Raw genomic sequence first — 24903 nt, 5'->3', positions numbered from 1 at the left:
ATCTGTTTTGGTTTTGACCTGACGCTTCAACGCAGCCCTTATAGCCTATCGTTGGATAGGACGCAGCTTCTTACGCCAGCAGCCGCGTTGCCGGGCGACCGAAAGTGCAGCGACGCCGCTGCCAACCTAGTGTCCTTTAACAAAAGTTCATAGAACGATTATGAGTGACCGTTGTCCATCTTCCCTGACTTGAGGGAGGATGCGGAGATGACGGGACGCAAACCCATTGGGCTGGAGCTGACACCCACCGAGCAATCGGAGTTGGAGCAGTGGGCTCGTCGTCGCAAGACGCCGTCGGCGGACAAGCAGCGTGCGCAGATCATTCTGGGGTGCAGCCTTGGATTGTCGGGCCGCGAAGTGGGACAGCGCTGCGGGGTGACGACGCAAACCGTGTCGAAGTGGCGGCGGCGTTTTGAGCAGTACCGGATCGCGGGATTGAGCGATGCGCCGCGCACGGGTCGACCGCGCACGATTAACGACGACAAAGTGTCGGAAGTCATTGAGAAGACTTTGCATAGCCGTCCAGCCAAGGCGACGCACTGGTCGACGACTTTGATGGCCGAAGAGACTGCCCTCAATGCCATGGCAGTCAGCCGCATCTGGCGCGCCTTTGGGCTCAAGCCGCACCGGCTGGAAACCTTCAAGTTGTCGACCGATCCGCACTTTGTTGACAAAGTGCACGACATCGTCGGTCTGTATCTGAATCCGCCAGATCGTGCCTTGGTGTTGTGCGTTGATGAAAAAAGCCAGATTCAAGCCCTGAACCGTACCCAACCTGGCTTGCCGTTGCGTTTCGGGTCTGCCGAAACCACGACCCACGACTATGTGCGACACGGCACGACGACCTTGTTCGCAGCGCTGGATATCGCCACCGGCGAAGTCATTGGTCGCTTGCACCGGCGGCATCGCAGTGCGGAGTTCCTGGCGTTCCTGCGCGCACTGGATCGTGAGGTGCCCAAGCACCTCGATATTCATCTCATTCTCGACAATTACGGCACGCACAAAACCGAAGCGGTCCGCGCTTGGTTTGCCGCCAGACCGCGCTATCACCTGCACTTCACCCCGACCTCAGCTTCCTGGCTCAATCTGGTAGAACGCTTTTTCTCGCTGTTGTCACAGCGGTGGATCAAACGTAACGCCCACACCAGTACCAACGACCTTGAGCGATCCATCCGCCACTACCTCAAAACCTACAACCAGGACCCCAAACCCTTCGTATGGCGCAAATCCGCCGATGAAATCATCTCGGCTATCGCCCGCCTCTCTGATCGAATCAATAATAAAGTGAACTTTTGTTAAAGGACACTAGGGATCATCTGAAAAACCCATGCTGAGACGGGCTGCCAAGCGTGCGGTGACGAAAGTCGTACCGGAGGATCGAGATTCGAGGCTTCGCATTGCCCGTTTTGGCTTCGAATCGCTGCATAACCTCGGTTTTGGCGCTCATCAGGCGCACCTATCCCGCAACCATCAGTCGTCGCCTCACCATCCACAGGTTGGAAAGGGCAAACAGGGTTTGCAATTGGGCAGTGTTCTTGGCCAATCCCCGGTAGCGAACCTTGGTGTAGCCAAACTGGCGCTTGATCACCCGGAAAGGATGTTCGACCTTGGCGCGAATGCGCGCCTTGGTTTTTTCAATTTCGCTGATCAGTTTGCCCATCGGTGTGTCGGGCAATGCCCGGCGCTTGCCGGGGCGCATCGCGACCTGCCACTCAACGGTGTGGTGCTTGAGTTCTTCGCGCTTGTCGATGCCCTGGTAGCCCGCGTCGGTGTGCACATGCTCTTCATCTCCATGCAGCAGCTCGTCGACCGGCGTCAGGTCATGGACGTTGGCAGCAGTACCCGCAACGGCGTGCACCAGCCCGGAGTCAGCATCCACACCGATGTGGGCTTTCATACCAAAGAACCACTGATTCCCTTTCTTCGTTTGGTGCATTTCCGGATCGCGCTCGCCGCTGCTGTTCTTGGTCGAACTGGGGGCGTGGATCAGGGTGGCGTCAATGGCGGTACCGGCTTTGAGCATCAGCCCCCGTGTGCGCAGCAGTTCATTGATCAGTTGCAGCATGGCGGGGGCCAGCTTGTGCTGTTCGAGCAAATGCCGGAAGCGCAGGATGGTGCTCTCGTCGGGTAGACGATCGGCTCCGGGATCAATACCAATGAACTCGCGATACAGCGGCACATCGTGAAGGGATTCTTCCATGGCGGGATCGGAGTGCCCGAACCACTGTTGCAGGAAGTGAATTCGCAGCATCAGCTCGCAGGGAAACGGTGGGCGACCCGTCGAGGCTTTACCCCAGTAGTGGGGCTCAATCAGCGCTACCAGCTCGCGCCAGGGCACCACCTGGTCCATCTCTTCAAGAAACACCCGCTTGCGCGTGCGTTTAGAGGACACTTCAAACCCAGACGCAAGGCTCAACTGCTTCATCAGATTCAGGCGCTCAACAGGTCATCGACGAGACGTGAATTGTCCCATGAGGAGGGGTTTTGCAGATGATCCCTAGTGTCCTTTAACAAAAGTTCATAGAACGATTATGAGTGACCGTTGTCCATCTTCCCTGACTTGAGGGAGGATGCGGAGATGACGGGACGCAAACCCATTGGGCTGGAGCTGACACCCACCGAGCAATCGGAGTTGGAGCAGTGGGCTCGTCGTCGCAAGACGCCGTCGGCGGACAAGCAGCGTGCGCAGATCATTCTGGGGTGCAGCCTTGGATTGTCGGGCCGCGAAGTGGGACAGCGCTGCGGGGTGACGACGCAAACCGTGTCGAAGTGGCGGCGGCGTTTTGAGCAGTACCGGATCGCGGGATTGAGCGATGCGCCGCGCACGGGTCGACCGCGCACGATTAACGACGACAAAGTGTCGGAAGTCATTGAGAAGACTTTGCATAGCGGTCCAGCCAAGGCGACGCACTGGTCGACGACTTTGATGGCCGAAGAGACTGCCCTCAATGCCATGGCAGTCAGCCGCATCTGGCGCGCCTTTGGGCTCAAGCCGCACCGGCTGGAAACCTTCAAGTTGTCGACCGATCCGCACTTTGTTGACAAAGTGCACGACATCGTCGGTCTGTATCTGAATCCGCCAGATCGTGCCTTGGTGTTGTGCGTTGATGAAAAAAGCCAGATTCAAGCCCTGAACCGTACCCAACCTGGCTTGCCGTTGCGTTTCGGGTCTGCCGAAACCACGACCCACGACTATGTGCGACACGGCACGACGACCTTGTTCGCAGCGCTGGATATCGCCACCGGCGAAGTCATTGGTCGCTTGCACCGGCGGCATCGCAGTGCGGAGTTCCTGGCGTTCCTGCGCGCACTGGATCGTGAGGTGCCCAAGCACCTCGATATTCATCTCATTCTCGACAATTACGGCACGCACAAAACCGAAGCGGTCCGCGCTTGGTTTGCCGCCAGACCGCGCTATCACCTGCACTTCACCCCGACCTCAGCTTCCTGGCTCAATCTGGTAGAACGCTTTTTCTCGCTGTTGTCACAGCGGTGGATCAAACGTAACGCCCACACCAGTACCAACGACCTTGAGCGATCCATCCGCCACTACCTCAAAACCTACAACCAGGACCCCAAACCCTTCGTATGGCGCAAATCCGCCGATGAAATCATCTCGGCTATCGCCCGCCTCTCTGATCGAATCAATAATAAAGTGAACTTTTGTTAAAGGACACTAGAGGTTGGCAGCGGCGTTTTGCAGGTGACATTTCACGGGGCCTTCCACCCGACAATGGTGTGCGGCCATCTGGGCTTTGGTCGGCCCGTTTGCCAGCAGATTCCGTAGTTGTCGCTCACGCGGCAGCCGCCACGACCTTCTGTGCCGAAGCCCTCAATCCATCCCTGAACTTTCACATCGCACAGACGCTGCGGTTAAGCCCTTGCGGAAGGCGCCGGGCGCGGTGCCGGTCCATCGCTTGAAGGCGTGTGAGAAGTTGGCGAGGTCGCTGTACCCAAGGGCGCTGGCGATGGATTCCAGTGACAGCGATGTGCCCGTGAGCAGCAGCATCGCACGGTCTTTCAATACCGATTCCCGAAGTGCGCGGAAGCTGGTGTTGGCCTCTGAGAGCCGCCGCTTGAGGGTGCTCACGGTCATGTGCAGTTGCCGGGCTGCGTCGTCAATGGCGATCAGGCTGTGCTGGGTGTCGACCAGATGCCGGACGCGCTCGGTGATGTCGTGGGTGGCGCCCAGCGTCACCATGCGGTCTTGCAGGGTGGTCAACTCGGTTTGATAGGCAATGGGGTCGGCGAAACGGCAGTCGGCGAGTAGCGTGCTGCGCGGCACCACAATGTGATGCAGCGGTGCGTCAAAGCGTAAGCGACCGGCCTGGCATTCCGGGTGCTGATCGAATCCCGCCGGTTGTGGCCAGGCGATGTGGATGACGAGATCCAGCGGCTCTGAGGCCAGCAGGCGCAACAGGCGCATGAGCGCCGCCGCGCAATAAAAGACCGGAAAGCGATCCAGTATCGGGTCGCCGGATGAGGCGGTGAGCACAATGGCCACATCGTCCTCGCGGTCGATAAAACGCGCGGTCAACACATTGGCGATCAGCGGTAGAAAAGCCAACAGCCGCAGCGCCTCATGAATGTTGGCGGCGCTCACCAGGGGCAGGCTCAGTGGCGTGAATGAAGTCAGCCGTGCCTGTTCCCCGGCGGCATAGCCCATGGTGGCCGCTTGGTCGGCGTCAAGGTCGTCAAACACTTCACCGAACCAACTCAGCGGCGTTTGCTCGCCCTGACGCACCATCGTCGGCAGATCGCGACCTTCCCGTTGCAGCAAGGCGCGAAACCGGGCGACAGCGGCGGCGTCCAGCACGGACGAGTCCATCAACTGCGCAAGAATATGCGCGGTCATTTGTGCGTCTCGACGTGGGGCTGCGGTGCGCACCTGAGCTGTTCTCACAATAATCTGGCCCGGCGGAACATAGACCATGGCCGCTGCCGGGCACAAGATATTTTGGCCTATAGGCCCCAAGGGGTCGTGCAACCGGAGCAGACACACCATGGCCTTTATACGATTTGTGCAGCACAACGGCGTCACGCAGGATGTACCGCTGACCGAAGGCAGCAACCTGATGGAACTGGCCCGCGCCAGCAGCGTGCCGGGCATCGACGGTGACTGCGGCGGCAGTTGCGCCTGCGGCACCTGCCACGTGGTGGTTGACGCCGCATGGGCCACCAAACTGGGCCCTTGCAACGAAGACGAGACGCGCATGCTGTCGATGACGCCCGACTGTCAGCCGCACTCGCGCCTGGCCTGCCAGATTGTCGCGACGGCGGCGATGGACGGCCTGAGCGTGCAAGTCCCCGAGCACCAGTTCTGATGTCCACTCCACGAGACCCATCTGCCATGAAGACCACCGCCACGCGTTGGGCCGACCAGACGCTGAACCACGCCCTGAACAAGGTGCAGTCCACTGTGCCCATGGACCTGCAGATCAAGGGCATGCACCTGCTCCAGAAGGCGCGTCATCGCGTGCTGGGCAAGACGCCCGCCACGCCGATGGTGGAACAGCCGCTGCCGCCGGTGGAGGGCTTGGCACTGGAGCGCATCGACGTGACCAGCCCCTTTTTGTACCGGCAGGGCTTATGGCAGTCGTACTTCAAGCGCCTGCGCGACGAGGCGCCGGTGCACTGGCAGGGCCATACGCCGTTCGGCGGCATTTGGTCCATCACGCGCTACGACGACATCCTGGCCGTGGACAAGGACCACGAACGCTTTTCGGCCGAGCCTTTCATCATCATGGGCGAGCCACCCGATGGCCTGGCGCTGGAAATGTTCATCGCCATGGACCCGCCGCGCCACGATCAGCAGCGCAAGGCCGTGCAGAGCGTCGTGGCGCCCAAGAACCTGCAAGAGATGGAAGGGCTGATCCGCTCGCGCGTGCAGGAGGTACTGGACGAACTGCCCACCGATGAAGCCTTCGACTGGGTGCCGCGCGTGTCGGTTGAACTCACCGCGCGCATGCTCGCCACGCTGCTCGACTTCCCCTACGAGGAGCGTCACAAGCTGGTGTACTGGTCGGACCTCGCCTCCGGCAGCGTGGAGGCCACCGGCGGCACCTCGACCGCGGACGACATCTTCACCGGCCTGCCGGACATGGCGCGGCAGTTCATGCAGCTCTGGCACGACAAGGCCGCGCGCCTAGCCGCAGGCGAGAAGCCCGGCTTTGACTTGATCACGCTCATGCAGTCCAGCCCGGACACGCGCGACCTGATCAAGCGGCCGATGGAGTTTCTGGGCAACCTCGCGCTGCTTATCGTGGGCGGCAATGACACCACGCGTAATTCCATGAGCGGCGGCGTGTACGCGCTCAACCAGTTCCCCGACGAGTTCGCCAAGCTCAAGGCCAACCCGGCGCTGATTCCCAACATGGTCTCGGAAATCATCCGCTGGCAGACGCCGCTGGCCTACATGCGTCGCGTGGCGACGCAGGATACGGTGCTGGGCGGACAGTTCATCCGCAAGGGCGACAAGCTAGTGATGTGGTACGCCAGCGGCAACCGCGACGAGCGCAAGTTTGAGCAACCGGACGCCTTCATCATCGACCGCCCCGACGCGCGCCAGCACATGGCCTTCGGCTTTGGCATCCATCGCTGCATGGGCAACCGCCTGGCCGAGCTGCAACTGAAGATTTTGTGGGAAGAACTGCTGGCGCGCTTCGAGACGATCGAGGTGCTGTCGGAGCCGGAACGGGTGCAATCCAACTTCGTGCGGGGTTACTCGAAGATGATGGTGAGGCTCACGCGCAAGGCGGGTTGAGAGCGCCCTGACCGGCACGACCGCCGCACGGGACTGCGGGTGTGTATCGCGCCACTCAACAACTGGCGGTCAGAACGAACCCTTCAAATCAGCCGGTACTGACTGCTGGGAATGCAGTCAATGGGCAGATCCAGGAAGCGGTTCACGCTGTTCATCATGCGCGCGAGGTTGCGCTGGAAAGCGGCTTCGTCTCCAACCGCATTGAAGAAGGCGTAGGGGTCGGTCATGGCTGCGGCGGGGAAGCATTCTTCGACAATGGCGTCGATGGCGGGCGCTTCTTTGGTGAGCGCACGCACGATGGTGTTCTGCACGTACTCGAAGGTGTCCTGGGTTTCGATGGCCATGGGCGTTTGCACGGTCTGCCAGTGATGGCGCCAGGTTTCGGGGTCCATCCGCGGCGTGCGTTGCAGCAGCGCGAGCTGCGCGAATCCGAGGGTGCGCTGGCCTTTGTGCGCCGGATGCTTGGTGTTGTGCAGCGGGACGGATTCGGTGACCAGATAGGCCGCATGCTGCTGGCAGCATGCGGCGATGGCGGCGTCGATGGGGGCGCGCAGCGCGTCGTTAGCGCAGTCAATACAGACTTGCAGCAGGGCGCCCGGCTGCACCGCCATGCGCTGCTGACGTAGGGCCTGCGCGGCGGCGACATCGGCATCGTCGATATTGAGGCGGGCGCTGTGCACGCCGAGCTGGGTCAGCGTTTGCGGCAGCGTGTCACGCAGCGTGGCGCCCCAGGACTCGGTGTCGAGTCCTTCAGGGCACCAGAGCAGGTAGATGACTTTTTCCATGGACGAGTCTCGTGTTGGGTGTTGCGAAGCCGAGGCGTGCAACTTCGCAGTGCATACGGCCCCGTTGGGGCCGCCCTCTCCCCCTGCCCCTCTCCCGCAAGGGGAGAGGGGAGTTTGTTTGTTACGGCATGTAGGCGCCGCCGTTGGCGTCGAGCGCGGCGCCGGTGATGGCGCTGGCGTAGTCGGACACAAGGAACAGCGCGGCGCGGGCGCATTCGTCGTCGGTGGGGATGCGGCCCAGGGGGATGCTGGCTTCGATGGGGGCCTTGAGCTGTTCGACCGGCACGCCCTGTTCGCTGGCCTGCCATTCGAAATAACCGATCACCGGCGCGCCCCACATCCAGCCCATGTGCACGGAGTTGACGCGGATGCCGTCTTTGCCGACTTCCTTGGCGAGGTACTTGGCGGAGTTGGCCAGCGCGGCCTTGGAGGCGGCGTAGCCGGCCTCGCCCAGCGGCGGCACCTGGCGCGCGGCCATGGTGTTGATCATGACGATGGCGCCGCCACCCTGCGACTTCATCTGCGGCAGCACGCTCTGCGTCAGCTTGAGGGTGCCGATGAGGTTGGTGTTCATCGGCTCGACCCAGCTGTCGAGGTCGGCATTGGAGACGTAGTCCATGGCGCCGTGGACAAAGGCGCTGTTCACCAGCGCATCGATGCGGCCGAAGGCTTCGACGGTGGCTTTCACCAGTCGCTCGCACTGCGCGCGGTCGGTGATGTCGGTGACGCACTTGATCACCTTGGCGTTCACACCCAGCGCCGCAACGCGCTGTTCGGCGTCGTCCAGCTTCTCTGCGCTGCGCGCGGCCAGCACGACGCCGGCGGCACCTTCGCGCGCGGCTTCCACGGCCAGCTTGACGCCAAGGCCGGGGCCAATGCCGGACACGATGACAATCTTGTCTTTCAGCAACATGCGGGTGCCTCCTTCTAGTGGTTGTGGCGCGGCCACGCGGGCGGCCGTCGCCCGAAACGATTACGGCGTGATGTGTTGTTCGATGTAGGCGGCGAAGTCACGGCGGATCTGTTCATCCGACAGCCCGAACTGTTCAGCCGAGTAGTGATGCCCGCCCTGGTGGCTCTTTTCGTCTTCCACCAGCCAGTCGCGCATACGCTGCTCAGTGGCGGCGTCCAGCGTCAGGCCCATGAAGCTGTAGAGGCGCTGCACCACCTCCATCGGCCGCTTCACGGTGTCGAGAAACTGCACGTCGATGAACTGATCGGGCGCGCTCTGGCGCACGCGCATGGTGTGGGCCATGGCGCGGCTCAGGATGTCGTTCCATTCCCGCCCGGTGGCCAGCGGATCGGCCTGGTCGCTGTAGATGCCCCACAAGGTGTGCGCAAAGCTGGCCATGGAGGGCACGCTCTGCGTCGGGTCGCGATGCGTGTGAATAATCTGCGTGCCGGGGAACACCTTCAGCAGAATGTCCATGCGCAAAAGGTGATGCGGCGCCTTCAGCACCCAGCGCTCGGCGGTGATGCCGCGCTGGCGCTTCTGCCACTGCAGGAACTTCATCATCCGCTTCAGATAGTCGTAGACCGGCGTCTGGTCCTGCGCGTCCAGCCATTTCATGTAGCTGGGCACATCGGCGTAGGCGTTGAAGGCCGACATGAAGGAATGCTCGGTGAGCATCACCTCTTCATCGGCTTCTTCGGTGGCCATGGGATGAATGGCCATCAGGCCGGGCATGGCGGTGGTCATCATGTCGACCAGCCCCTGTCCTTCGCGGATACGCGGCGTGGGATCGGTGAGTGATTCGCCATCCAGCGGTACCGGGAACTGCGATTCCCAGAACGCCATCCAGTGGAAGCGCGGGTCACGCGACAGCAGGCGATGCAGCTTGGTGGTGCCGGTGCGCGGCACGCCGACCACAACCGCGGGCGCGCCGATCTGCTCGTGCTCAATCTCGGGATGACGGGTGAACCAGTCCTCCACGCGCAGCCGGTTGGCGAGCTGGGTCACCAGCTTGTGGCGCATGAAGCCGCGGCCCATCTCGGACAGCTTGGCCTCAGCCTCCAGCGCGGTGCAGAGCTGCGCCAGCGCGGGGCGGAAGCTGGGGTCGCCAAAGTTGGTGAGGCCGCCTGTCATAGCGGTGGCGTCGGCCATCATCGCGGCCGGGTTGAGGGTGGTGTTGGGGGTGGAGGTCATGTTGTTGGTCGAATAACTCTCGGTTCTGGTTGCAGGTGATTCGCGCCTGCGGCGCGCCCTCTCCCGACCCTCCGGGCCACCCTCTCCCGCAAGCGGAAGAGGGCAACGGCGGCGGTGCTTTTCTCCCCTCGCCCGCTTGCGGGAGAGGGGCTCGGGGAGAGGGCGCGCCGAAAGGCGCGATTCGGCTCGTCGGTCATCACCCAAGTTCAGCCATGAACGCACTGCGCTTCACCACCCGCGTGGTCGGCTGCACATGCTCGGCGGCGCCCACCCAGCGGAAGCACATCGTGCCGTTGCTGTGGCCGGCGGTTTCCAGCCCGTTGGGGTGGCCCGTGTCCTCATGCGCCAGCACTAGCGTGACGCCGCCGTCGGCATCCGGCGTGGCGCTGTTCTGGTTAAGGCAGATGCGGTGGTAGCGGTGGTCCAGTGACTCCATCCAGTAGTTGTTGATCTGCAGATTCCACAGCCGGCATTCGGGAATGCGCGCCACGTGGATCACCAGCACCTCGTCTTCGGCCAGCGCCCAGGCCGAGTGGTAGTAATGAATGTTGGGGTCGCCGCCCACGGCCTGGCACAGCGCCTGGTCGGCGGAGGGCAGTTCGTTGGTGTGCGGCTGATAGGACTGCGCCCAGTCGGCGAACAGCTTTGCGGTGCCTTCGACAAAGCGCACGGCGTTACCCAGCCCGGCCTCGAGCCGTTCTGGGCTCAGCGGTTGTGGCCGCGCGTCGGCGTCCAGACGTTCGATGCGCAGGCGCGCGGGTTCTTCAGCGCCGCGACTGATAAACGTCTGCCGCACGATGACGGCGTTGGATTCCGGTTCGATCTTCAGCCAGTTGCCGGAGGCTGGGGCTTCGGTGGAGAGGATGATCTCGAAGCGGCCGTCGGCGTCGATCTCCATCTTCGCGGCGTCGATGAAGCCGGTCTGCTCCATGCGGCCATTGGTTTCGTAGCCGCCCCTCTGCGAGCCCAGCGTGAGATAGGCGACGCTGCCGCGCTCACCGCGGATGCGGTAACGGTTGCGGCCGTTGATGCGGCCCATCAGGTACAGGTTGTCCGGGTTGTCGGCGCCGATCTTGCCAGTCTCGTGCGAGGGCGCGAGAAAGCCGGGGAAGTCGGGGTCGGCATACTCCAGGTGCATTTCCAGGCCGATTCGCAGCAGGCGGCTCAGATAACGGAAGCCCTCGGCGCGGTCCAGCGGGCTGGTGGGGGTTTCCGGGCGCAGCACCTGTTGCCCGGCGCGCTTGAGCGCGTCACAGAATTCATCCCAAACCTCACCGCTGACCACGCGGTTGGCCGCTGCTCCATCTGCCATGACGGCGTCCTCACACAAAAAAAGCTGTGGTTATGAATGGAGTAAACCCCTGCGCCCCGCCTGGGGCGTCACCCGTTTGCCGTAGGCGCGGGCGGCTCAGCCAAATGAGGGATTCGCGGGGCACGTGCACGCGGTGAACTGCCGTCTTACTTTTCGAATCAGGACGTCACATGGACACCCGCGTGCTCGCAGAACGGCTGCAACGCCTGGAAGATGCCGAAGCCATTCGCAGCCTCAAGTCGCGCTACTTCACGAGCTGTGACGCGAAGAACCCGGCCGCCATGCGCGCCTGCTTTGCCGACGGCCCGGTGGCCATCGACTTCGGCATGATCGGCCGCTTCGACAATGCCGACGCGCTGGTGGCGGTGTACACGCAGATGGCGTGCCATCCGCACATGGTGGAGCGCCATCACGGGTCCAACCCGCAGATTGAGGTCATCGACGCCACGCGTGCACGCGGCACCTGGAGCTTGGCTTACGAACTGATCGACACGCAGAATCAGAAGCTCACCCAACTGGCCGGGCATTACGAAGATGAGTACCGCCGCACCGCCGACGGCTGGCGGATGAGTGCGACGAAGTTTGTTGCGACATCGACGCTGAGCTTCGACCTGGCCGAGGGTTTGACGAAGGTGTTGTTTGCAGGCAATCCGGCGATGGCGGGCGTGGCCACGTAGGGCGGGTAAAGCACAGCGAAACCCGCCGATTGCTGCTTGACGTTTGGTGGTGGATTTCGCTTCGCTCTATCCACCCTACAGACCCCCGAAGGCCAAGCCGATTAGGCAGGTCTGAAGGTCACCACCAGCACGTCGCGCCACGCGGGTTGCGACGGATCCAGCGGCTCGACGGGGGTGACGCCGTGGTGCACGCGATGGTCGTCAATGAGGGTGGCATCAAAGGGTTCGGTGAGGGTGAAGCTGCCCAGCGCTTCACCATCGGGTGCATAGATGGTGGTGACGCCGCTGCGCACGTTTTCGCGACGAATGAGCAGGACGAGCACCCAGTCCACACCATCGCGATGCGCGCCTTCGGGTGTCGGCAAACCTGCCTCGCCATCGGAGGCCTCGACACGAAATTGGTGCACTTCGACAAACCAGTGCGTGACGGTGGGTGCCAGCGGCGCGAAGCATCGATGGCAGAACGCCAGAACCGTGCGCAGGCTGGCGCCGTCGCTGATTGCAGGCTCGACCGGCTCGAACCAGCGCTCGATGCCACCGTGCAACGGGTTGTAGTCGCGGCTTTGGTAATGCGGCCGGTGCGCCTGACGAACGATGCCGTCGGGCGTGGCCAGGTAGTTGGCGTGACGCCGCCGCCGGTAGCGCCCGCCGTTGGCGAGGTAACCGTCCACCGGCATGGCGTTCCAGCTGTCGGCAAACACGGCCCAATCACTGAGCGGCGCCAAAGCTTCAAGTTGTTGGCGCGTTTCTTTGCCGCTTAGGCGCAGATGGCCGGCATCGGCAAGCGCTTCATTAATGCGGCAACGGCCTGTGTCTGACGTGTCCATGGCGGCGCGAAGCGTGGCACAAGTCCGCCAATGACGGTGGGCTTTCAGCCTTCGCAGCGCTGTTTCAATGCCGCTGCCTGGCGGTCGAATCCGTCCTGCACTTTGGGTAAGGGCGTGAGGCCAGATAGCAAGCCGGTCAGTTGAATGGTGGTGCGGTACACCGTACTGCCATCCGCCTGCTCTTCGACAATTTGCAGGCGTTCGCTGCGCACCAGATTTAGCGTCGACAGGATAGTGCCGAAGTTGTAGCCGTAAACGCCGCGCGAAAGGCCGTTGGCGCCCTTTTGCGGGGGGTCGATGCGGACAATTTTTTCAGGCGAAACCATCTGCTTGCCGTCGCTCCAGCGCACGTGCAGCTTGATGGGCGCGCCCACTTTTGGGCCGCCCGGGCACTCAACCTTGGGCGTGAACGGGTTCCAGTTCGGGTAACCGTCCAAATCCATCATCACCGCCCAGACGGTGTCGATTGGCGCATTGATCCGCACTTCAGCTTTGGCGGTTTTCATTGGGCAGTGGCCTCACGGCGCTCGCGGGACAGGGTCAGCGCCAGGTCTTCGATCATGTCCTCCTGGCCGCCCACCATTTTCTGCCGGCCCAGCTCCAGCAACAGTTCGCGGGCGGGGATGCCGTACTTGGCTTCAGCCCGCTTGGCGAACAGCAGGAATGACGAGTACACACCGGCATAACCCAAAGTCAGTGAGTTGCGGTCAATCCGAACCGGGAAGTCCATGATCGGCGTGACCCGGTCTTCGGCGACATCGGAAATCTTGAACACGTCCACACCAGTTTCGATGCCCATGCGATTGCACACCGCCACGAACACTTCCATGGGCGTGTTGCCCGCGCCTGCGCCCATGCCGCCGCAGGCACAGTCGATGCGGCGTGCGCCTGCCGCCACGGCGGCCACAGAATTGGCAACGCCCATGGCGAGGTTGTGATGGCCATGAAAGCCAATCTCGGTTTCGGGCTTGGCCTTGTCGCGCAGCAGCGCGACGCGGGCGGTGACATCGTCCGGCAGCATGTAGCCCGCCGAGTCAGTGATGTACAGGCAGTTGGCGCCGTAGGACTCCATCAACAACGCCTGCTCGACGAGTTTTTCAGGCGCGATCATGTGCGCCATCATCAGAAAGCCCACGGTGTCCAAACCCATCTCGCGGCCCAGATTGATGTGCTGCTCTGAGACATCCGCTTCGGTGCAGTGCGTGGCCACACGAATGGTGGTGACGCCGCAGTCGGCCGCCATGCGCAGATGGTCCACGGTGCCAATACCCGGCAGCAGCAGTGCCGAAATCTTGGCGTTTTTCATCAGCGGCACGACGGCGCGCAGGTATTCCTCGTCGCTGGCGGCGGCAAAGCCGTAGTTCACCGAAGCGCCGCCGAGGCCGTCACCGTGGGTCACTTCGATCAGTGGACAGCCTGCCTCGTCGAGACCCTGGGCGATGCTTTTCATCTGCTCCACCGTGATCTGGTGGCGCTTGGGGTGCATGCCGTCGCGCAGCGACATGTCGTGCACTTTGATCTGGATGCCTTTCAGGTTTTGGCTCATCTCGATACTCCTTGGCTGCGATGTTCCCCTCTCCCGCAGGCGGGAGAGGGTGCCCCGTAGGGGTGGGAGAGGGCCGCACATCAGTGCGGAGCTTCTCGCTGGCTGGCGCCAGCGCCCTCTCCCTAACCCTCTCCCGCCTGCGGGAGAGGGAACGGTTGTCTTTATGCCGCCTCGAGGTTCAACCGCCCGGCGAGGATTTCTTCGGCAAACATTTCGGCAGTGCGCGTGGCCGAGGCGGTCATGATGTCGAGGTTGCCGGCGTACTTGGGCAGGAAGTCGCCGAGGCCTTCGACTTGCATGAAGCTGGTGACGCGTTCGCCGTCGAAGACCGGGCCGTTCACGAGGCGGTAGCCGGGAACGTATTTCTGGACTTCGGCGACCATGCCGCGCACCGATTCTTCGATCTCTTTCTGCCGGGGCGCATCCACAGTGAGGCAGTGCACGGTGTCGCGCATGATCATCGGTGGCTCGGCCGGGTTGATGACGATGATGGCCTTGCCTTCGTCGGCACCGCCGATCTTGGCGACGGCCCCCGCGGTGGTGCGGGTGAATTCGTCAATGTTCTTGCGGGTGCCGGGACCGACGGATTTGCTGGCGACGGTGGCAATGATTTCAGCGTATTTGACCCGCTGAACCCGCGACACGGCGTAGACCATGGGAATGGTCGCCTGGCCACCGCAGGTGACCATGTTCACATTCATTTCGCGCTTGCCGGCGTGTTCTTTCAAATTGATCGGCGGCACGCAGTAAGGCCCGATGGCGGCCGGCGTCAGGTCAATCATCATCACGCCGAGGGCGTTCAACTTGTCGGAGTTGGCCTTGTGCACGTAAGCGCTGGTGGCATCAAAAGCGATCTGGATGCCGTCGGCCTTCACATGCTCAAGCATGCCGTCGACGCCCTGGTCGGTGGTCTTGAGGCCCATTTCACGGGCGCGGGCCAAGCCTTCGGAGGTCGGGTCGACGCCGATCATCCACACCGGCTCCAGCAGCGGGGAGCGCTGCAATTTGTAGAGCAGGTCGGTGCCGATGTTGCCGGGGCCGATGATGGCGCAACGAATCTTTTTCATGCTTCAAATCCAATGGACGCTTCGCCAAGTCCAGCCAAGGTCATGTGAAATCGGTCGCCGGCCCGAGTCGGCAATAGCGGCGCCAGCGAGCCCGACAAAATGATTTCGCCCTTCAGGAAGGGAATGCCGTAACGGCCCAGGGTGTTGGCCAGCCACGCCACGGCTGTGGCGGGATGCCCCTGCACTGCCGCGCCCAGACCGGAGGCCACGTGCGCGCCGTTTTGGGTGATGTCCATCTTCACCATCGCCAGATCGAGGGTGTGCGGCGGCACCCTCGCCTCGCCCAGCACGAACACGCCGCAGGACGCGTTGTCGGCCACGGTGTCCTGAATCTTGATCTTCCAGTCAGTGATGCGGGAATCGACAATCTCGAAGCAGGGCGACACGTAATCGGTGGCGTCCAGCACCTGATCGGCGGTGATGTTGGCGCCGGTGAGGTCTTTCTTCAGCACGAAGGCGATCTCGCCTTCGGCGCGGGGCTGGATGAGGCCGCTGCCGGCGATGCTGATGACGCTGCCCGAGGCCACGGCCATACGATCGGTGAGAAACCCGAAGTCCGGCTGGTGCACGCCCAGCATGTCCTGCACGGGCTTGCTGGTGACGCCGATCTTCTTGCCCACCACGCGTTCCCCTTCGGCGGTGCGGCGTTCGAGAAAGCGCAGCGAGACCTGATAGGCGTCTTCAATGTCGATGCCGGGCACGCGCTCGGTCAGCGGCATCAGCATCTGCCGGGCGCGCAGGGCGGCGAAGAGTTCGTCGCCGAGAGCGGTGATGCGATCGAGCGACAGCGCCATTAGCCGAGCTCCAGCCGTCGTGATCCCCTCTCCCGCAAGCGGGAGAGGGTGGCCCGCAGGGTCGGGAGAGGGCCGCGCGGCGCGCGGAACGTCGGCGCCGCCGACGCGCTCTCCCCCATCCCCTCTCCCGCCTGCGGGAGCGGGGGGCGACGAGCCGCAGCTTGCCTGGTGAGAGACTTCACGCACGTCGGGCTCGCTGCCATGCGGCTACCCATGCCTCAGAAAATCCAGCACGGTCCGATTGAACAGCGCGCGGTGCTCAATCATCACCCAGTGCCCACACTGAGGCACCAGCACCATGCGGCCGTGCTTCAGGCCCTTGGCCAATCGCAGGATGCCGCTGTCCGGCATCATCTGTTCGTTGAGGCCCCAGAGCGTCAGTGCCGCGCAGTCAATCTCGCCCAGCCGCTCGGTCATGTTGGGCACTTTCAGGGTCTGGATGACGCGCGGCGGTTGAACCGCGGCCAGCGCGGCACGTTCGGCCACCAGCGCATCGGTGACGCAGTCAGGGTTCACGACAAAGGCCTGTTGGAAGAAGCGCTTTAACTTCTCCGGCGTCACCGGCACCCCTGCCCCATAGAGCGCAAACATGGCCTGCATGCCGGGCATTTGCAGATAATCCGGCAGCTCGTTGAGGCCGCCCGGTGCCATGAGGATGAGCCGCTCCACCTCAGCCGGGTACGCCAGTGCAAACCCCAAGGCCACAGCACCACCCAGGGAGTTGCCGACCAAGGTGGCGCGCTCGATCGTCAGCGCCGCCAGCAACTGATGAATGGCTTCGACAAACACGTCAAGGTGGTAATCGACGTCCAGCGGCTTGTCGGAATATCCGAACCCTGGCAGGTCGGGCACGATGCAGCGATGGCCCGCTGCCGCGATCTCCGCGACGTTGCCCTGGAAGTTGGAATACCCGCAGGCACCGTTGCCGGAGCCGTGCAGCCACACCAGCACCGGGCCGACACCGACGTCGTGATAATGCAGCGTCAGGCCATTGGCCAGTCGGGCGTAGTGCCCCTCGGGAACCGGTTTCGCATCCATGCCGGCATGCTGACGCGGACCTGTCGCGACGGATTCACCTGATCGGATGAGGCCCGCTCAGGGCCAGCGCTGCGGCACGCGCGCCAGCTTGTCGGTGTCGTAGCCCCAATCGCCGATCATCTTTTTGTAGCGCGCGTAATCGGCATCACGCATCTGCGGCTCGCGGGCGAACAGCCACAAATAGTCGAGCTTGCTGCGCGCCACGATCATCACCGAATAGTCGGGTTCGACATGGCCGAGGCGGTACTCGTAACGAAACGGCCACGGGATGGCCGTGCCGGGCAAATGGAAGCGAATGCCCCACAGCGCATTGCCCGACCCTTCCACCGGATAGCCGGTCGGCGTCATTTTCTTCGGCGTGCCGTCGAAGCCGCCGAGCCGGTTGGTGTAGGTCATGGCGATGCTGCCGTCATCGTTGACGACATAGTTTTCGATGGCGTTGTGCGCCTCACGATCGCGGTCGGTGGGGATGTGGGCGATGACGTACCAGTCGCCCTGAAAGCGCTGCAGATCAACCGGATCGGCCAGCGGCACCGGTGACGGTGCCCGCGGATTGAGGTTGGCGCAGGCGGTCAATCCCAGGCTCACGACGCACAGCAGCAATCGGATCATGTCAGGCGCTCTGATGGTGTGGTGGCTCTACGCCGACCGACTCGGCGCAGATGCTCAGGGACGTGCGGGGGTCACCTATTCAGACGATGTCACTGAGGGTGATCGGCTTAGGATCAAAAACATCATTCGGGGGAGCCGTAAACGTGGGCGATACAGCACGGGTGGTTCTCGTCACTGGCGGCGCGCGGGGCGTGGGCAAGGGCATCAGCGAAGCATTTTTAGCCAACGGCGACACGGTGATTGTCTGCGGCCGGTCCGCGCCCGAGGTGTTGCCGGAAGTGGCCGGCCACCGCGCTCGCTTCCTGCCCTGCGATGTGCGGGAGCAGTCTGCGGTCGACGCCTTGTTTGCCGAGATTGGCGCCGACTTCGGCGGCCTCGACGTGCTGGTCAACAACGCCGGCGGGGCACCGTTCGCGCTGGCGGATGCGGCCAGTCCGCGCTTCCATGAAAAGATCATCGCACTCAACTTGCTGGCGCCGCTGCACCTGGCACAACGCGCCAACGCGATGATGCAGGCCCGCGATCACGGCGGCTGTTGCATCGTGTTCATCAGCAGCGTTAGCGCGCTGCGGCCGTCACCGGGGACGGCTGCATATGGCGCCGCCAAGGCCGGCATTTTGAGTCTGGTGCAATCGCTGGCCGTGGAATGGGCGCCCAAGGTCCGCGTGGTAGCCGTGACGCCGGGGCTGGTCCGCACCGAGCAATCTCAACTCCACTATGGCGATGAGGCCGGCATTGCCGCGGTGTCGGCGACGGTTCCACTGGGCCGAATGGCCGAGCCTTCCGACATTGGCCAGGCCTGCGTTTGGTTGGCCTCACCCGCCGCCACCTATGCCAGCGGCACCAACCTGGTGCTGCACGGCGGCGGCGAACGCCCGGCCTTTTTGGATGCCGCCAATGTTGAACATCACTAGACGGATCATCGGCCTGGCGGCGACAGCATGGCTAATGGGCTGCGGCAGCAGTACGCCCGTCGCCGCTCCGGATGCTTCCGGCGACGCCCGGATTTGCGCGCACCACAACCCGTTGCGCAACCCCTACTTCGGCGACCTGCACGTGCACACCGTGTTCTCGCTGGACGCCAACACCCAGGGCACGGTGATCACCCCGCAGCAGGCCTACCGTTTTGCCCTCGGCGAGCGTCTGGGCATACAGCCGTACACGCCGGAGGGCGAGCCACTCCGCTTCACCCAATTGGCACGTCCGCTGGACTTCGCCGCCGTCACCGACCACGCCGAGCTGTTCGGCGAGGTCGAGATCTGCACCAACACCGACGCGCCGGGCTATCTGTCGCCGGAGTGCATTCTCTACCGCAGCTTTCCCGAGCAGGCCTTCCTGATCTTCAATCTCGCGGCGGTGGGGTTGCCGGAGTTGCCGCAGTTTCCGGTGCCCGAGGGCGTACCGGTGATCTCGGATCTGCCGGTGATCGGCAGCGACGGCCGCATTCCGCGCCTGCCCTATTGCGGCTTGAATGGGGAGCGCTGCCTGGAAGCCGCCAAGACGCCGTGGCGCGATACCCAGCGCGCCGCCGAAGCGTTTTATGACCGCAGCGATGCCTGCCGCTTCACCACCTTTGTCGGCTACGAATGGACCGGCGCGCCGCTGTCGAACAACCTGCACCGCAACGTGATTTTCGCCAACGAAGTCGTGCCCGAGATTCCCCCCGCCTATCAGGAAACCCCGGCACCCGAACTGCTGTGGGCGGCGCTGGACGAACGCTGCCAGGCCGCCGAGGGCTGCGAGTGGCTGAGCATTCCGCACAACTCCAACCTCAGCGCCGGGACGATGTTTGAAACGCGCGACCGGTTCGGCAACGCGTACACCGCCGAGTTTGCGGCGCAGCGGCAGCGCAATGAACCCCTGGCCGAGATCTATCAGCACAAGGGCCAGTCCGAATGCCTCAACACCATGGGCGCAGGTGCCCGGGATGAGCTCTGCGACTTTGAGGTGATTCCCTACAACAACCTCACCGGCAACCGTTTTGGCGGGCTGAACACCGGGCCGCCGATGGAGCAGGACTTTCTGCGCGAAGCGATGAAGGAAGGCCTGCGGCTGGAGCAGGAATTGGGCGTCAACCCGTTCAAATACGGCTTGATCGGCAGCACGGACACGCACCTTGGCACGCCCGGGCTGAGCAGCGAAGACGCCTACCCCGGCCACGGTGGCGCGGGCCTGGCGGCGCGCGATGAAGTTCCCGAAGGCCTGACCGATCTCATTGAGAACAGCCCCGGCGGTCTGGCGGTGATCTGGGCCGAGCAGAACACGCGCGAGTCACTGTTCGCCGCCATGCGACGTCGCGAGGCCTACGCCACCAGCGGCAATCGGCCCATCGTCCGCTTCTTTGGCGGCACCGACCTGCCAGCCGATCACTGTGAGCAACCCGACTATGCCGCGCAGGGCTACGCCCACGGCGTGCCCATGGGCGGCGATCTGCCTGCGACCACGTCAGCCGACAACGCCCCCCGCTTCTCGGTGTCCGCCTTGCGGGACCCCGGCGCGCCCGGTGAACCCGTCGCCCCACTGCAACGCATCCAGATCATCAAGGGCTGGGTGACGCCAGACGGCGAGAAACAGGAACAGGTGTTCGAAGTGGCCGGCAGCCCGAACAATGGCGCCGGCGTTGACCCGAACACCTGCGCGCCGGTCGGCACCGGTCACACCAGTCTGTGCGCGGTGTGGCAGGACCCGGCCTTTGACCCCGATGCGTCCGCGTTCTATTACGCCCGTGTGGTCGACAACCCGAGCTGTCGCTGGTCCGCCCGGCAGTGCCTTGCGGCCAACATCAATTGCAGCGACCCGGCTTCGGTTCCCGAAGCCTTCGCCGATTGCTGCAACGCAGAGGTGCCCAAGACCGTACAGGAACGCGCCTGGACCTCGCCCATCTGGTATCGGCCCGCAGACCGCCGGTGATGCTGACTGTGCTGCGCCATCCAGCGCTTCACTTTCTGCTGCTGGGCGGCTTGTTGTTCGGGGCCGAGCGTCTGTGGATCGAACCTTCGCAGCCCCGCTCACCGATCGTCATCAGCACCGCTGATCTTGAGCAACTGGCGACCGACTGGCAGCGCGAAACCGGCCGCGAACCCAACGACGCCGAGCGTCGCGCCAGCCTGCATCACCACGTGCAGCAGCAACGCCTGCTGAAAGAAGCGCTGCGCCTCGGGCTCCCAGAAAGCGACCCTGTGGTTCGCGAACGACTGATCGGCAATCTTCGCTTCCTCGACCCCGACACGCCGCGCAGTGATGCCCGATTGTTTCGTGATGCCTTGGCCCTGGGAATGGCCGAGCAGGATCTCGTCGCGCGTCGGCGCTTGATTCAGCGCATGTCGCAACAACTCACCGGCGACATCGCGGTGGACCCCGCGGCGGTGCAACGCTTTATCGAGCAACACCCTGATCGCTATGGTCAGCCTGCGCGTTACCGGCTGACGCAAGTTTTCATCACCAATGACGCGACACCCGTGCGTGCCCACCGGCTGCGCGATGCGCTGGTCGACGGCAACGTAAGGCCGGGCGATGCCGGGGACCCGTTTCTGCTCGCCGCCCTTCCGACCTGGGTCAGCCAACCTGAGTTGGCGCGTTTGCTTGGCCTAGAGGTGGCGACAGCGCTGGCCCACCTTGCGACCGGCGAATGGTCATCCCCCCTGCAGTCGGCGTGGGGCTGGCACCTGATTCGTGTCGAGGCGCGTCAAGCCGCCGGCAACGCCATCTCGTCCGACCTGCGCCGACGCGCCACCTACGCGTGGCTGGCCGAACGCGAGCAGACATTGCTGCAACAAGCCCTGCAAGCCTTGGCGGTGCGCTATCCGGTCAAAGGGCAAGCGCTGGCACAGGCGGCGGATCAATGAGGACGCTGCTCTGGGTCTGGCTGTCGATCTACGGGCTGGGCGCCGCCAGCGCACACCCACTGGCCCCGGCGCTGCTGCAATGGCAGGTGGGCGAGGCCAACACGCACGAGGTCATTTGGCGCAGTTCGGTGCTCAGGGTCCGCGGCGCGGAGGTCTGGCCCGAATGGCCGCACGGCTGTGAGGCGCAGCCACTGCAAGAAGCTGTCGTGCTCGACGGCGACGCCCTGGAGCAGCGTTGGCGACTGCGTTGCGACGGCCCCATGGTCGGTCGCACGCTGGCCGTGCGCGGGCTCGATGAGGCGGGCATCAGCGTCGTACTACGGGTCATCGAGCCGCGCGCGACGCAGCAGACGCTGCTCGATGCCCGCACGCCGCATTGGCAGTGGCCGGCTGCCGCCGACAAGGGTTCGGTCTTTGCTCGCTACCTGTGGCTGGGCATCGATCACCTTTGGCGAGGTGCCGACCATGTGCTGTTCGTCGTTGGCCTGGTGCTGCTGGTTCGAGGGGCACGCCGACTACTGTTGACCGTCACGGCCTTCACCCTCGGCCATAGCGTGACCCTCGGTCTGGCGGTTCTCGACCGCATTCATGTCAATCAGGCGCTGGCGGAATGGGGCATTGCCCTGAGCCTGCTGGTCCTGGCCGTCGCGCTCACCCGGCAGGCATACCCTCACCGTGGACTGTCTCGCTTTCCGGTGACGATGGCGGCGTGCTTTGGCCTGGTGCACGGGCTCGGGTTTGCCGGCGTACTGCGCGATGTCGGCCTGCCGGCCGGTGAGATTCCATTGGCGTTGCTGGCCTTCAATTTGGGGATCGAGGTCGGGCAGGTGTTGCTGATCGGCCTGCTGTTACTGCTCGCCAGCGCACTGCGCGGCATTGCCGGCGCGCGCCTGCACCGGCTGCCCGCCATGGCTTTGCTTGCGTACCCCATGGGCACGGTGGCGGCGTATTGGCTGTGGTCGCGCACCACGTTCTTCGGGTGAATCGGCTAGAATTGTGCAGCGCAACATTTCGCGTAACACCATTACGCATCGCCGGGAGCTGACATGAAACGCTGGGTGATCGGGCTGGGATTGGCCCTGAGTTTCAATCCCGCATATGCCGCACCCGTTGACGCGCAGGGCTTGCTGACGTGCATGGCCAACAACCTGCCGACCGCACTGCGCATTCAGCAGATCGAGATTGTCGCCACCAGCCGCGACGGCTACGAGCAGCGCATGAGCGGCCGCCTGTTCGCGCTGCGTGACGACGACGGCAGCGGCTCGGCGGTGCGCGCCATGTTGCGCATCGACGCGCCCGAAGCCCACGCCAACACCGCGTACTTGATGCGCGGCGACCTCAGCATCGCGCCCAGCGAAACCTATGTGTACCTGCCCGCGATTCGACGGGTGCGGCAAATCACCGGCAGCTTCGCCGACGGGCCGTTTCTGGCGTCTGACTTCAGCTATCGCGAGTTCCGCATGATGCTCGGCGTGTTCGACGACGGCGAGATTCGCGTGGAAGGTTCGGAGACGGTCGACGGTCGCGCCGCCACCCGCATGACCTTCATCCCGCCCGCCGACATGGTCACGCCCTATCGCGAAGTCTGGGTGTGGCTGGACGAGAAGAGCTGCCTGCCGCTTAAGGCCGAGTTTCGTCAGGGCGAGGTGGTGCGCAAGCGCTTCAGCGTTCACGTCGACAGCCTGATTCGCGCCGATGACCATGCCTACGCCACCGTCTCGCGCATGGACGATCTAGTGGAGGGCACTCACACGGTGATCCGCGTGCTGGGCGTGGTGCAAAGCGCCGAGTTGCCCGAGCAACTGTTCGACCCCGCCGCGTTCTACCGCGTGCCGTAACAGATCTGCGCCACGGCTCACCCCATCGGGTGAGGCTGCGCGCGGCGTGCGCCCCGACGATCAGCGAAGACCGCATTACTGCGGCACCTGAATCGGGGGAGCACGCATGTCATCTGTTGCATCGTCAAAAAGCCGCAGCGGCGCTTATGCGCTGATCGTCGTCGCCTACGTGCTGTGCATCGCCGCTGGATTGGGCGTACTGCTGATGCTGGATGTCGCAGAGCCGTGGCGCGCGTTGTGGGCCGATGTGGTGGCCACGCTGGTGATTTTCGCCTTCAGCCGTGTCTATAAAAACTCCAGTTTCTACGACGCCTACTGGAGCGTGATTCCGCCGCTGCTGGCGGGTTGGTGGATGTGGCGCAGCGGCATGATGGCCGACCCGCGGGCGATCATCGTCAGCGTGCTGGTGTGGCTATGGGCCATTCGTCTCACGGCGAACTGGGCGACCTTCTGGGAAGGTCTGGGCCATGAAGACTGGCGCTATCCCATCGTCAGGGGGCGCGCCGGCAAGGCCGCGTTCTGGGCCGACCTGATGGGCATTCACATGTTCCCGACGCTGATCGTGTTCACCGCCTGCCTGCCGATCTATGCGGTGATGGCCTACGGCGGCAGCCCGCTGGGCTGGCTGGACGCGCTGGCGGTGATCGTCACGCTGGGGGCCATCCTCATCGAGCTGATTGCCGATCTGCAGTTGCACGCCTTCATCAAGCACAAGAAGACGCCGGGCAGCTTCATCACCACCGGGCTGTGGGCGTGGTCGCGGCACCCCAACTATTTCGGTGAGCTGAGCTTCTGGTGGGGATTGATGTTGTTCGGTCTGGCCGCCGCGCCGGAGCAATGGTGGTGGGTGATTCCCGGGGCGCTGGCCATGACCGCCATGTTCGTCTTCGCCAGCATTCCGCTGATGGACGAGCGCAGTGCGGAGCGCCGCCCGGCTTACCGCGAACACATCCGTCGGGTATCCGCCCTGGTGCCGTTGCCGCCGCGTCAAGGCAGCGTCTGATGCGTGGCCAGTGGGGTCGGCTCTGCATGCTCGTGGCGCGCGATACCGCGATTCTGGGGCTGACGCTGTGGGTCTGGCAGGGTTCGCTGGCCACGCCGGATGCCTGGATGCCCGCCATCGCCGCCGCCCTGCTCACGGCGATCTCGGGCTACGTGCTCCACGAGTGGGGGCACCTGCTGGGTGCGCTCTACAAGCGCTGCGTGTTCGAGTTGCCCGCCACGCCGTTCGAGACGTTTTTCCTGTTTCGCTTCAAGCGCGACCAGAATACGCGTCCGCAGTTTTTCGGCATGGCGCTGGGGGGATTCATCTCCTCAATCATCACCGTCATTGCGCTGGTCGTGATCCTGCCGTGGGGACCACTCGCGACCACACTGGCCCTCACCCTGACTGGCCTGGGTGTGATTGCGACGCTGATCATCGAAGTGCCCGAGTTCCTGCGCGTGTGGCGCGGCGGGCCGATTCCGGCGGGGGCGGCGTTTATCAAGGAAAAGCCGCCCCAATAAGTTTGTCCGCTTAACCCTCTTCCGCAAGCCGTCTCGTCAACCCGGACTTGAGCCAGAGTCCACTACGCCGCCCGATCCGCCGTCAACACGCGACAACAGCCGCATCGCTCGATCCCTGGATGCCGGATCAAGTCCGGCATGACGGTG

25 protein-coding genes are annotated in these 24903 nt (G+C 63.7%); 12 read left to right on the top strand and 13 right to left on the bottom strand.

What is annotated here, in order from left to right; translation table 11 throughout:
• The first annotated feature begins 207 nt into the window (after positions 1-207).
• Positions 208-1299 carry an IS630 family transposase gene (locus U741_RS0111525; protein WP_029889557.1) on the top strand — a complete coding sequence of 364 codons (1092 nt, stop codon included), beginning with the start codon at positions 208-210 and terminating at the stop codon, positions 1297-1299.
• Positions 1300-1456: 157 nt separating this feature from the next.
• Here the strand turns inward: U741_RS0111525 and U741_RS0111520 are convergent, their stop codons facing one another.
• Positions 1457-2425 carry an IS5 family transposase gene (locus U741_RS0111520; RefSeq protein WP_029889639.1) on the bottom strand — a complete coding sequence of 323 codons (969 nt, stop codon included), beginning with the start codon at positions 2423-2425 and terminating at the stop codon, positions 1457-1459.
• Between the two features lie 153 nt (positions 2426-2578).
• Between U741_RS0111520 and U741_RS0111515 the strand changes: the two genes are divergently transcribed.
• A complete protein-coding gene (locus tag U741_RS0111515; RefSeq protein ID WP_029890621.1) occupies positions 2579-3670 on the top strand; it encodes an IS630 family transposase in 1092 nt (363 codons plus the stop codon).
• A 162-nt stretch (positions 3671-3832) separates the two neighbouring features.
• Here U741_RS0111515 and U741_RS0111510 read toward each other — a convergent pair whose 3' ends face one another.
• Complete coding sequence (locus U741_RS0111510; RefSeq protein WP_052378731.1) at positions 3833-4855, bottom strand: helix-turn-helix domain-containing protein; 1023 nt, start codon at positions 4853-4855, stop codon at positions 3833-3835.
• A gap of 148 nt (positions 4856-5003) precedes the next feature.
• Between U741_RS0111510 and U741_RS0111505 the strand changes: the two genes are divergently transcribed.
• Together U741_RS0111505 and U741_RS0111500 are read left to right on the top strand one after the other, a co-directional pair.
• Positions 5004-5324, top strand: coding sequence for a 2Fe-2S iron-sulfur cluster-binding protein (locus U741_RS0111505; protein ID WP_029890619.1), 321 nt, complete (start codon positions 5004-5006; stop codon positions 5322-5324).
• A gap of 26 nt (positions 5325-5350) precedes the next feature.
• A complete protein-coding gene (locus tag U741_RS0111500; RefSeq protein ID WP_052378730.1) occupies positions 5351-6763 on the top strand; it encodes a cytochrome P450 in 1413 nt (470 codons plus the stop codon).
• An 83-nt stretch (positions 6764-6846) separates the two neighbouring features.
• On the opposite strand, the gene U741_RS0111495 is transcribed toward U741_RS0111500, so the two are convergent.
• From U741_RS0111495 to U741_RS0111480, 4 genes are all read right to left on the bottom strand, one after another.
• Positions 6847-7548, bottom strand: a complete 702-nt coding sequence (locus U741_RS0111495; RefSeq protein WP_029890617.1) for an EthD domain-containing protein — start codon at positions 7546-7548, stop codon at positions 6847-6849.
• Between the two features lie 121 nt (positions 7549-7669).
• Entirely contained in the window at positions 7670-8461 is a 792-nt protein-coding gene (locus tag U741_RS0111490; protein ID WP_029890616.1) for an SDR family oxidoreductase, read from the bottom strand.
• 60 nt (positions 8462-8521) lie between these two features.
• Entirely contained in the window at positions 8522-9694 is a 1173-nt protein-coding gene (locus tag U741_RS0111485; RefSeq protein WP_029890615.1) for a sulfotransferase family protein, read from the bottom strand.
• A gap of 196 nt (positions 9695-9890) precedes the next feature.
• Positions 9891-11006, bottom strand: a complete 1116-nt coding sequence (locus U741_RS0111480) for a DUF1214 domain-containing protein (protein ID WP_029890614.1) — start codon at positions 11004-11006, stop codon at positions 9891-9893.
• Between the two features lie 170 nt (positions 11007-11176).
• Here U741_RS0111480 and U741_RS0111475 point away from each other — a divergent pair, with 170 nt between their 5' ends.
• Entirely contained in the window at positions 11177-11683 is a 507-nt protein-coding gene (locus tag U741_RS0111475) for a nuclear transport factor 2 family protein (protein ID WP_029890613.1), read from the top strand.
• A gap of 101 nt (positions 11684-11784) precedes the next feature.
• Here U741_RS0111475 and U741_RS0111470 read toward each other — a convergent pair whose 3' ends face one another.
• From U741_RS0111470 to U741_RS0111435, 7 genes are all read right to left on the bottom strand, one after another.
• Positions 11785-12510, bottom strand: coding sequence for a 2OG-Fe dioxygenase family protein (locus U741_RS0111470; protein ID WP_029890612.1), 726 nt, complete (start codon positions 12508-12510; stop codon positions 11785-11787).
• A gap of 44 nt (positions 12511-12554) precedes the next feature.
• On the bottom strand, positions 12555-13016 hold the full coding sequence (locus tag U741_RS0111465; RefSeq protein WP_029890611.1) for an SRPBCC domain-containing protein: 462 nt from the start codon (positions 13014-13016) through the stop codon (positions 12555-12557).
• Positions 13013-14056, bottom strand: a complete 1044-nt coding sequence (dmpG, locus tag U741_RS0111460; RefSeq protein WP_029890610.1) for a 4-hydroxy-2-oxovalerate aldolase — start codon at positions 14054-14056, stop codon at positions 13013-13015. Before dmpG ends, U741_RS0111465 begins: the two co-directional genes overlap by 4 nt.
• A 161-nt stretch (positions 14057-14217) precedes the next feature.
• Positions 14218-15123: an acetaldehyde dehydrogenase (acetylating) gene (locus U741_RS0111455; protein WP_029890609.1), complete on the bottom strand. Its 906-nt coding sequence runs from the start codon at positions 15121-15123 to the stop codon at positions 14218-14220.
• On the bottom strand, positions 15120-15917 hold the full coding sequence (locus U741_RS0111450; protein ID WP_029890608.1) for a fumarylacetoacetate hydrolase family protein: 798 nt from the start codon (positions 15915-15917) through the stop codon (positions 15120-15122). Before U741_RS0111450 ends, U741_RS0111455 begins: the two co-directional genes overlap by 4 nt.
• 207 nt (positions 15918-16124) lie before the next feature.
• Positions 16125-16955, bottom strand: a complete 831-nt coding sequence (locus U741_RS0111440; RefSeq protein ID WP_029890606.1) for an alpha/beta fold hydrolase — start codon at positions 16953-16955, stop codon at positions 16125-16127.
• A 57-nt stretch (positions 16956-17012) separates the two neighbouring features.
• Positions 17013-17567: a lipocalin family protein gene (locus U741_RS0111435; RefSeq protein ID WP_029890605.1), complete on the bottom strand. Its 555-nt coding sequence runs from the start codon at positions 17565-17567 to the stop codon at positions 17013-17015.
• 143 nt (positions 17568-17710) lie between these two features.
• Between U741_RS0111435 and U741_RS0111430 the strand changes: the two genes are divergently transcribed.
• From U741_RS0111430 to U741_RS0111400, 7 genes are all read left to right on the top strand, one after another.
• Positions 17711-18481 (top strand): SDR family oxidoreductase, encoded by a 771-nt coding sequence (locus tag U741_RS0111430; RefSeq protein WP_029890604.1) that lies wholly within the window; start codon positions 17711-17713, stop codon positions 18479-18481.
• Complete coding sequence (locus U741_RS0111425) at positions 18465-20477, top strand: DUF3604 domain-containing protein (RefSeq protein WP_161776185.1); 2013 nt, start codon at positions 18465-18467, stop codon at positions 20475-20477. The genes U741_RS0111430 and U741_RS0111425 overlap by 17 nt, the downstream gene beginning before the upstream one ends.
• Entirely contained in the window at positions 20477-21412 is a 936-nt protein-coding gene (locus U741_RS0111420; RefSeq protein WP_029890602.1) for a peptidyl-prolyl cis-trans isomerase, read from the top strand. Before U741_RS0111425 ends, U741_RS0111420 begins: the two co-directional genes overlap by 1 nt.
• Positions 21409-22395: a HupE/UreJ family protein gene (locus tag U741_RS0111415; protein WP_052378728.1), complete on the top strand. Its 987-nt coding sequence runs from the start codon at positions 21409-21411 to the stop codon at positions 22393-22395. Before U741_RS0111420 ends, U741_RS0111415 begins: the two co-directional genes overlap by 4 nt.
• A gap of 63 nt (positions 22396-22458) precedes the next feature.
• Positions 22459-23250: an outer membrane lipoprotein-sorting protein gene (locus tag U741_RS0111410; protein WP_029890600.1), complete on the top strand. Its 792-nt coding sequence runs from the start codon at positions 22459-22461 to the stop codon at positions 23248-23250.
• A 106-nt stretch (positions 23251-23356) separates the two neighbouring features.
• A complete protein-coding gene (locus tag U741_RS0111405) occupies positions 23357-24253 on the top strand; it encodes a DUF1295 domain-containing protein (protein WP_029890599.1) in 897 nt (298 codons plus the stop codon).
• On the top strand, positions 24253-24756 hold the full coding sequence (locus U741_RS0111400) for a hypothetical protein (protein WP_152551581.1): 504 nt from the start codon (positions 24253-24255) through the stop codon (positions 24754-24756). Before U741_RS0111405 ends, U741_RS0111400 begins: the two co-directional genes overlap by 1 nt.
• Positions 24757-24903: the final 147 nt, after the last annotated feature.

The sequence above is a fragment of the Polycyclovorans algicola TG408 genome (assembly GCF_000711245.1).
Classification (GTDB): Bacteria; Pseudomonadota; Gammaproteobacteria; order Nevskiales; family Nevskiaceae; genus Polycyclovorans; species Polycyclovorans algicola.
The sequence above is the reverse complement of the archived record's forward strand: the minus strand, read 5'-3'. Positions and strand labels throughout refer to the sequence as shown.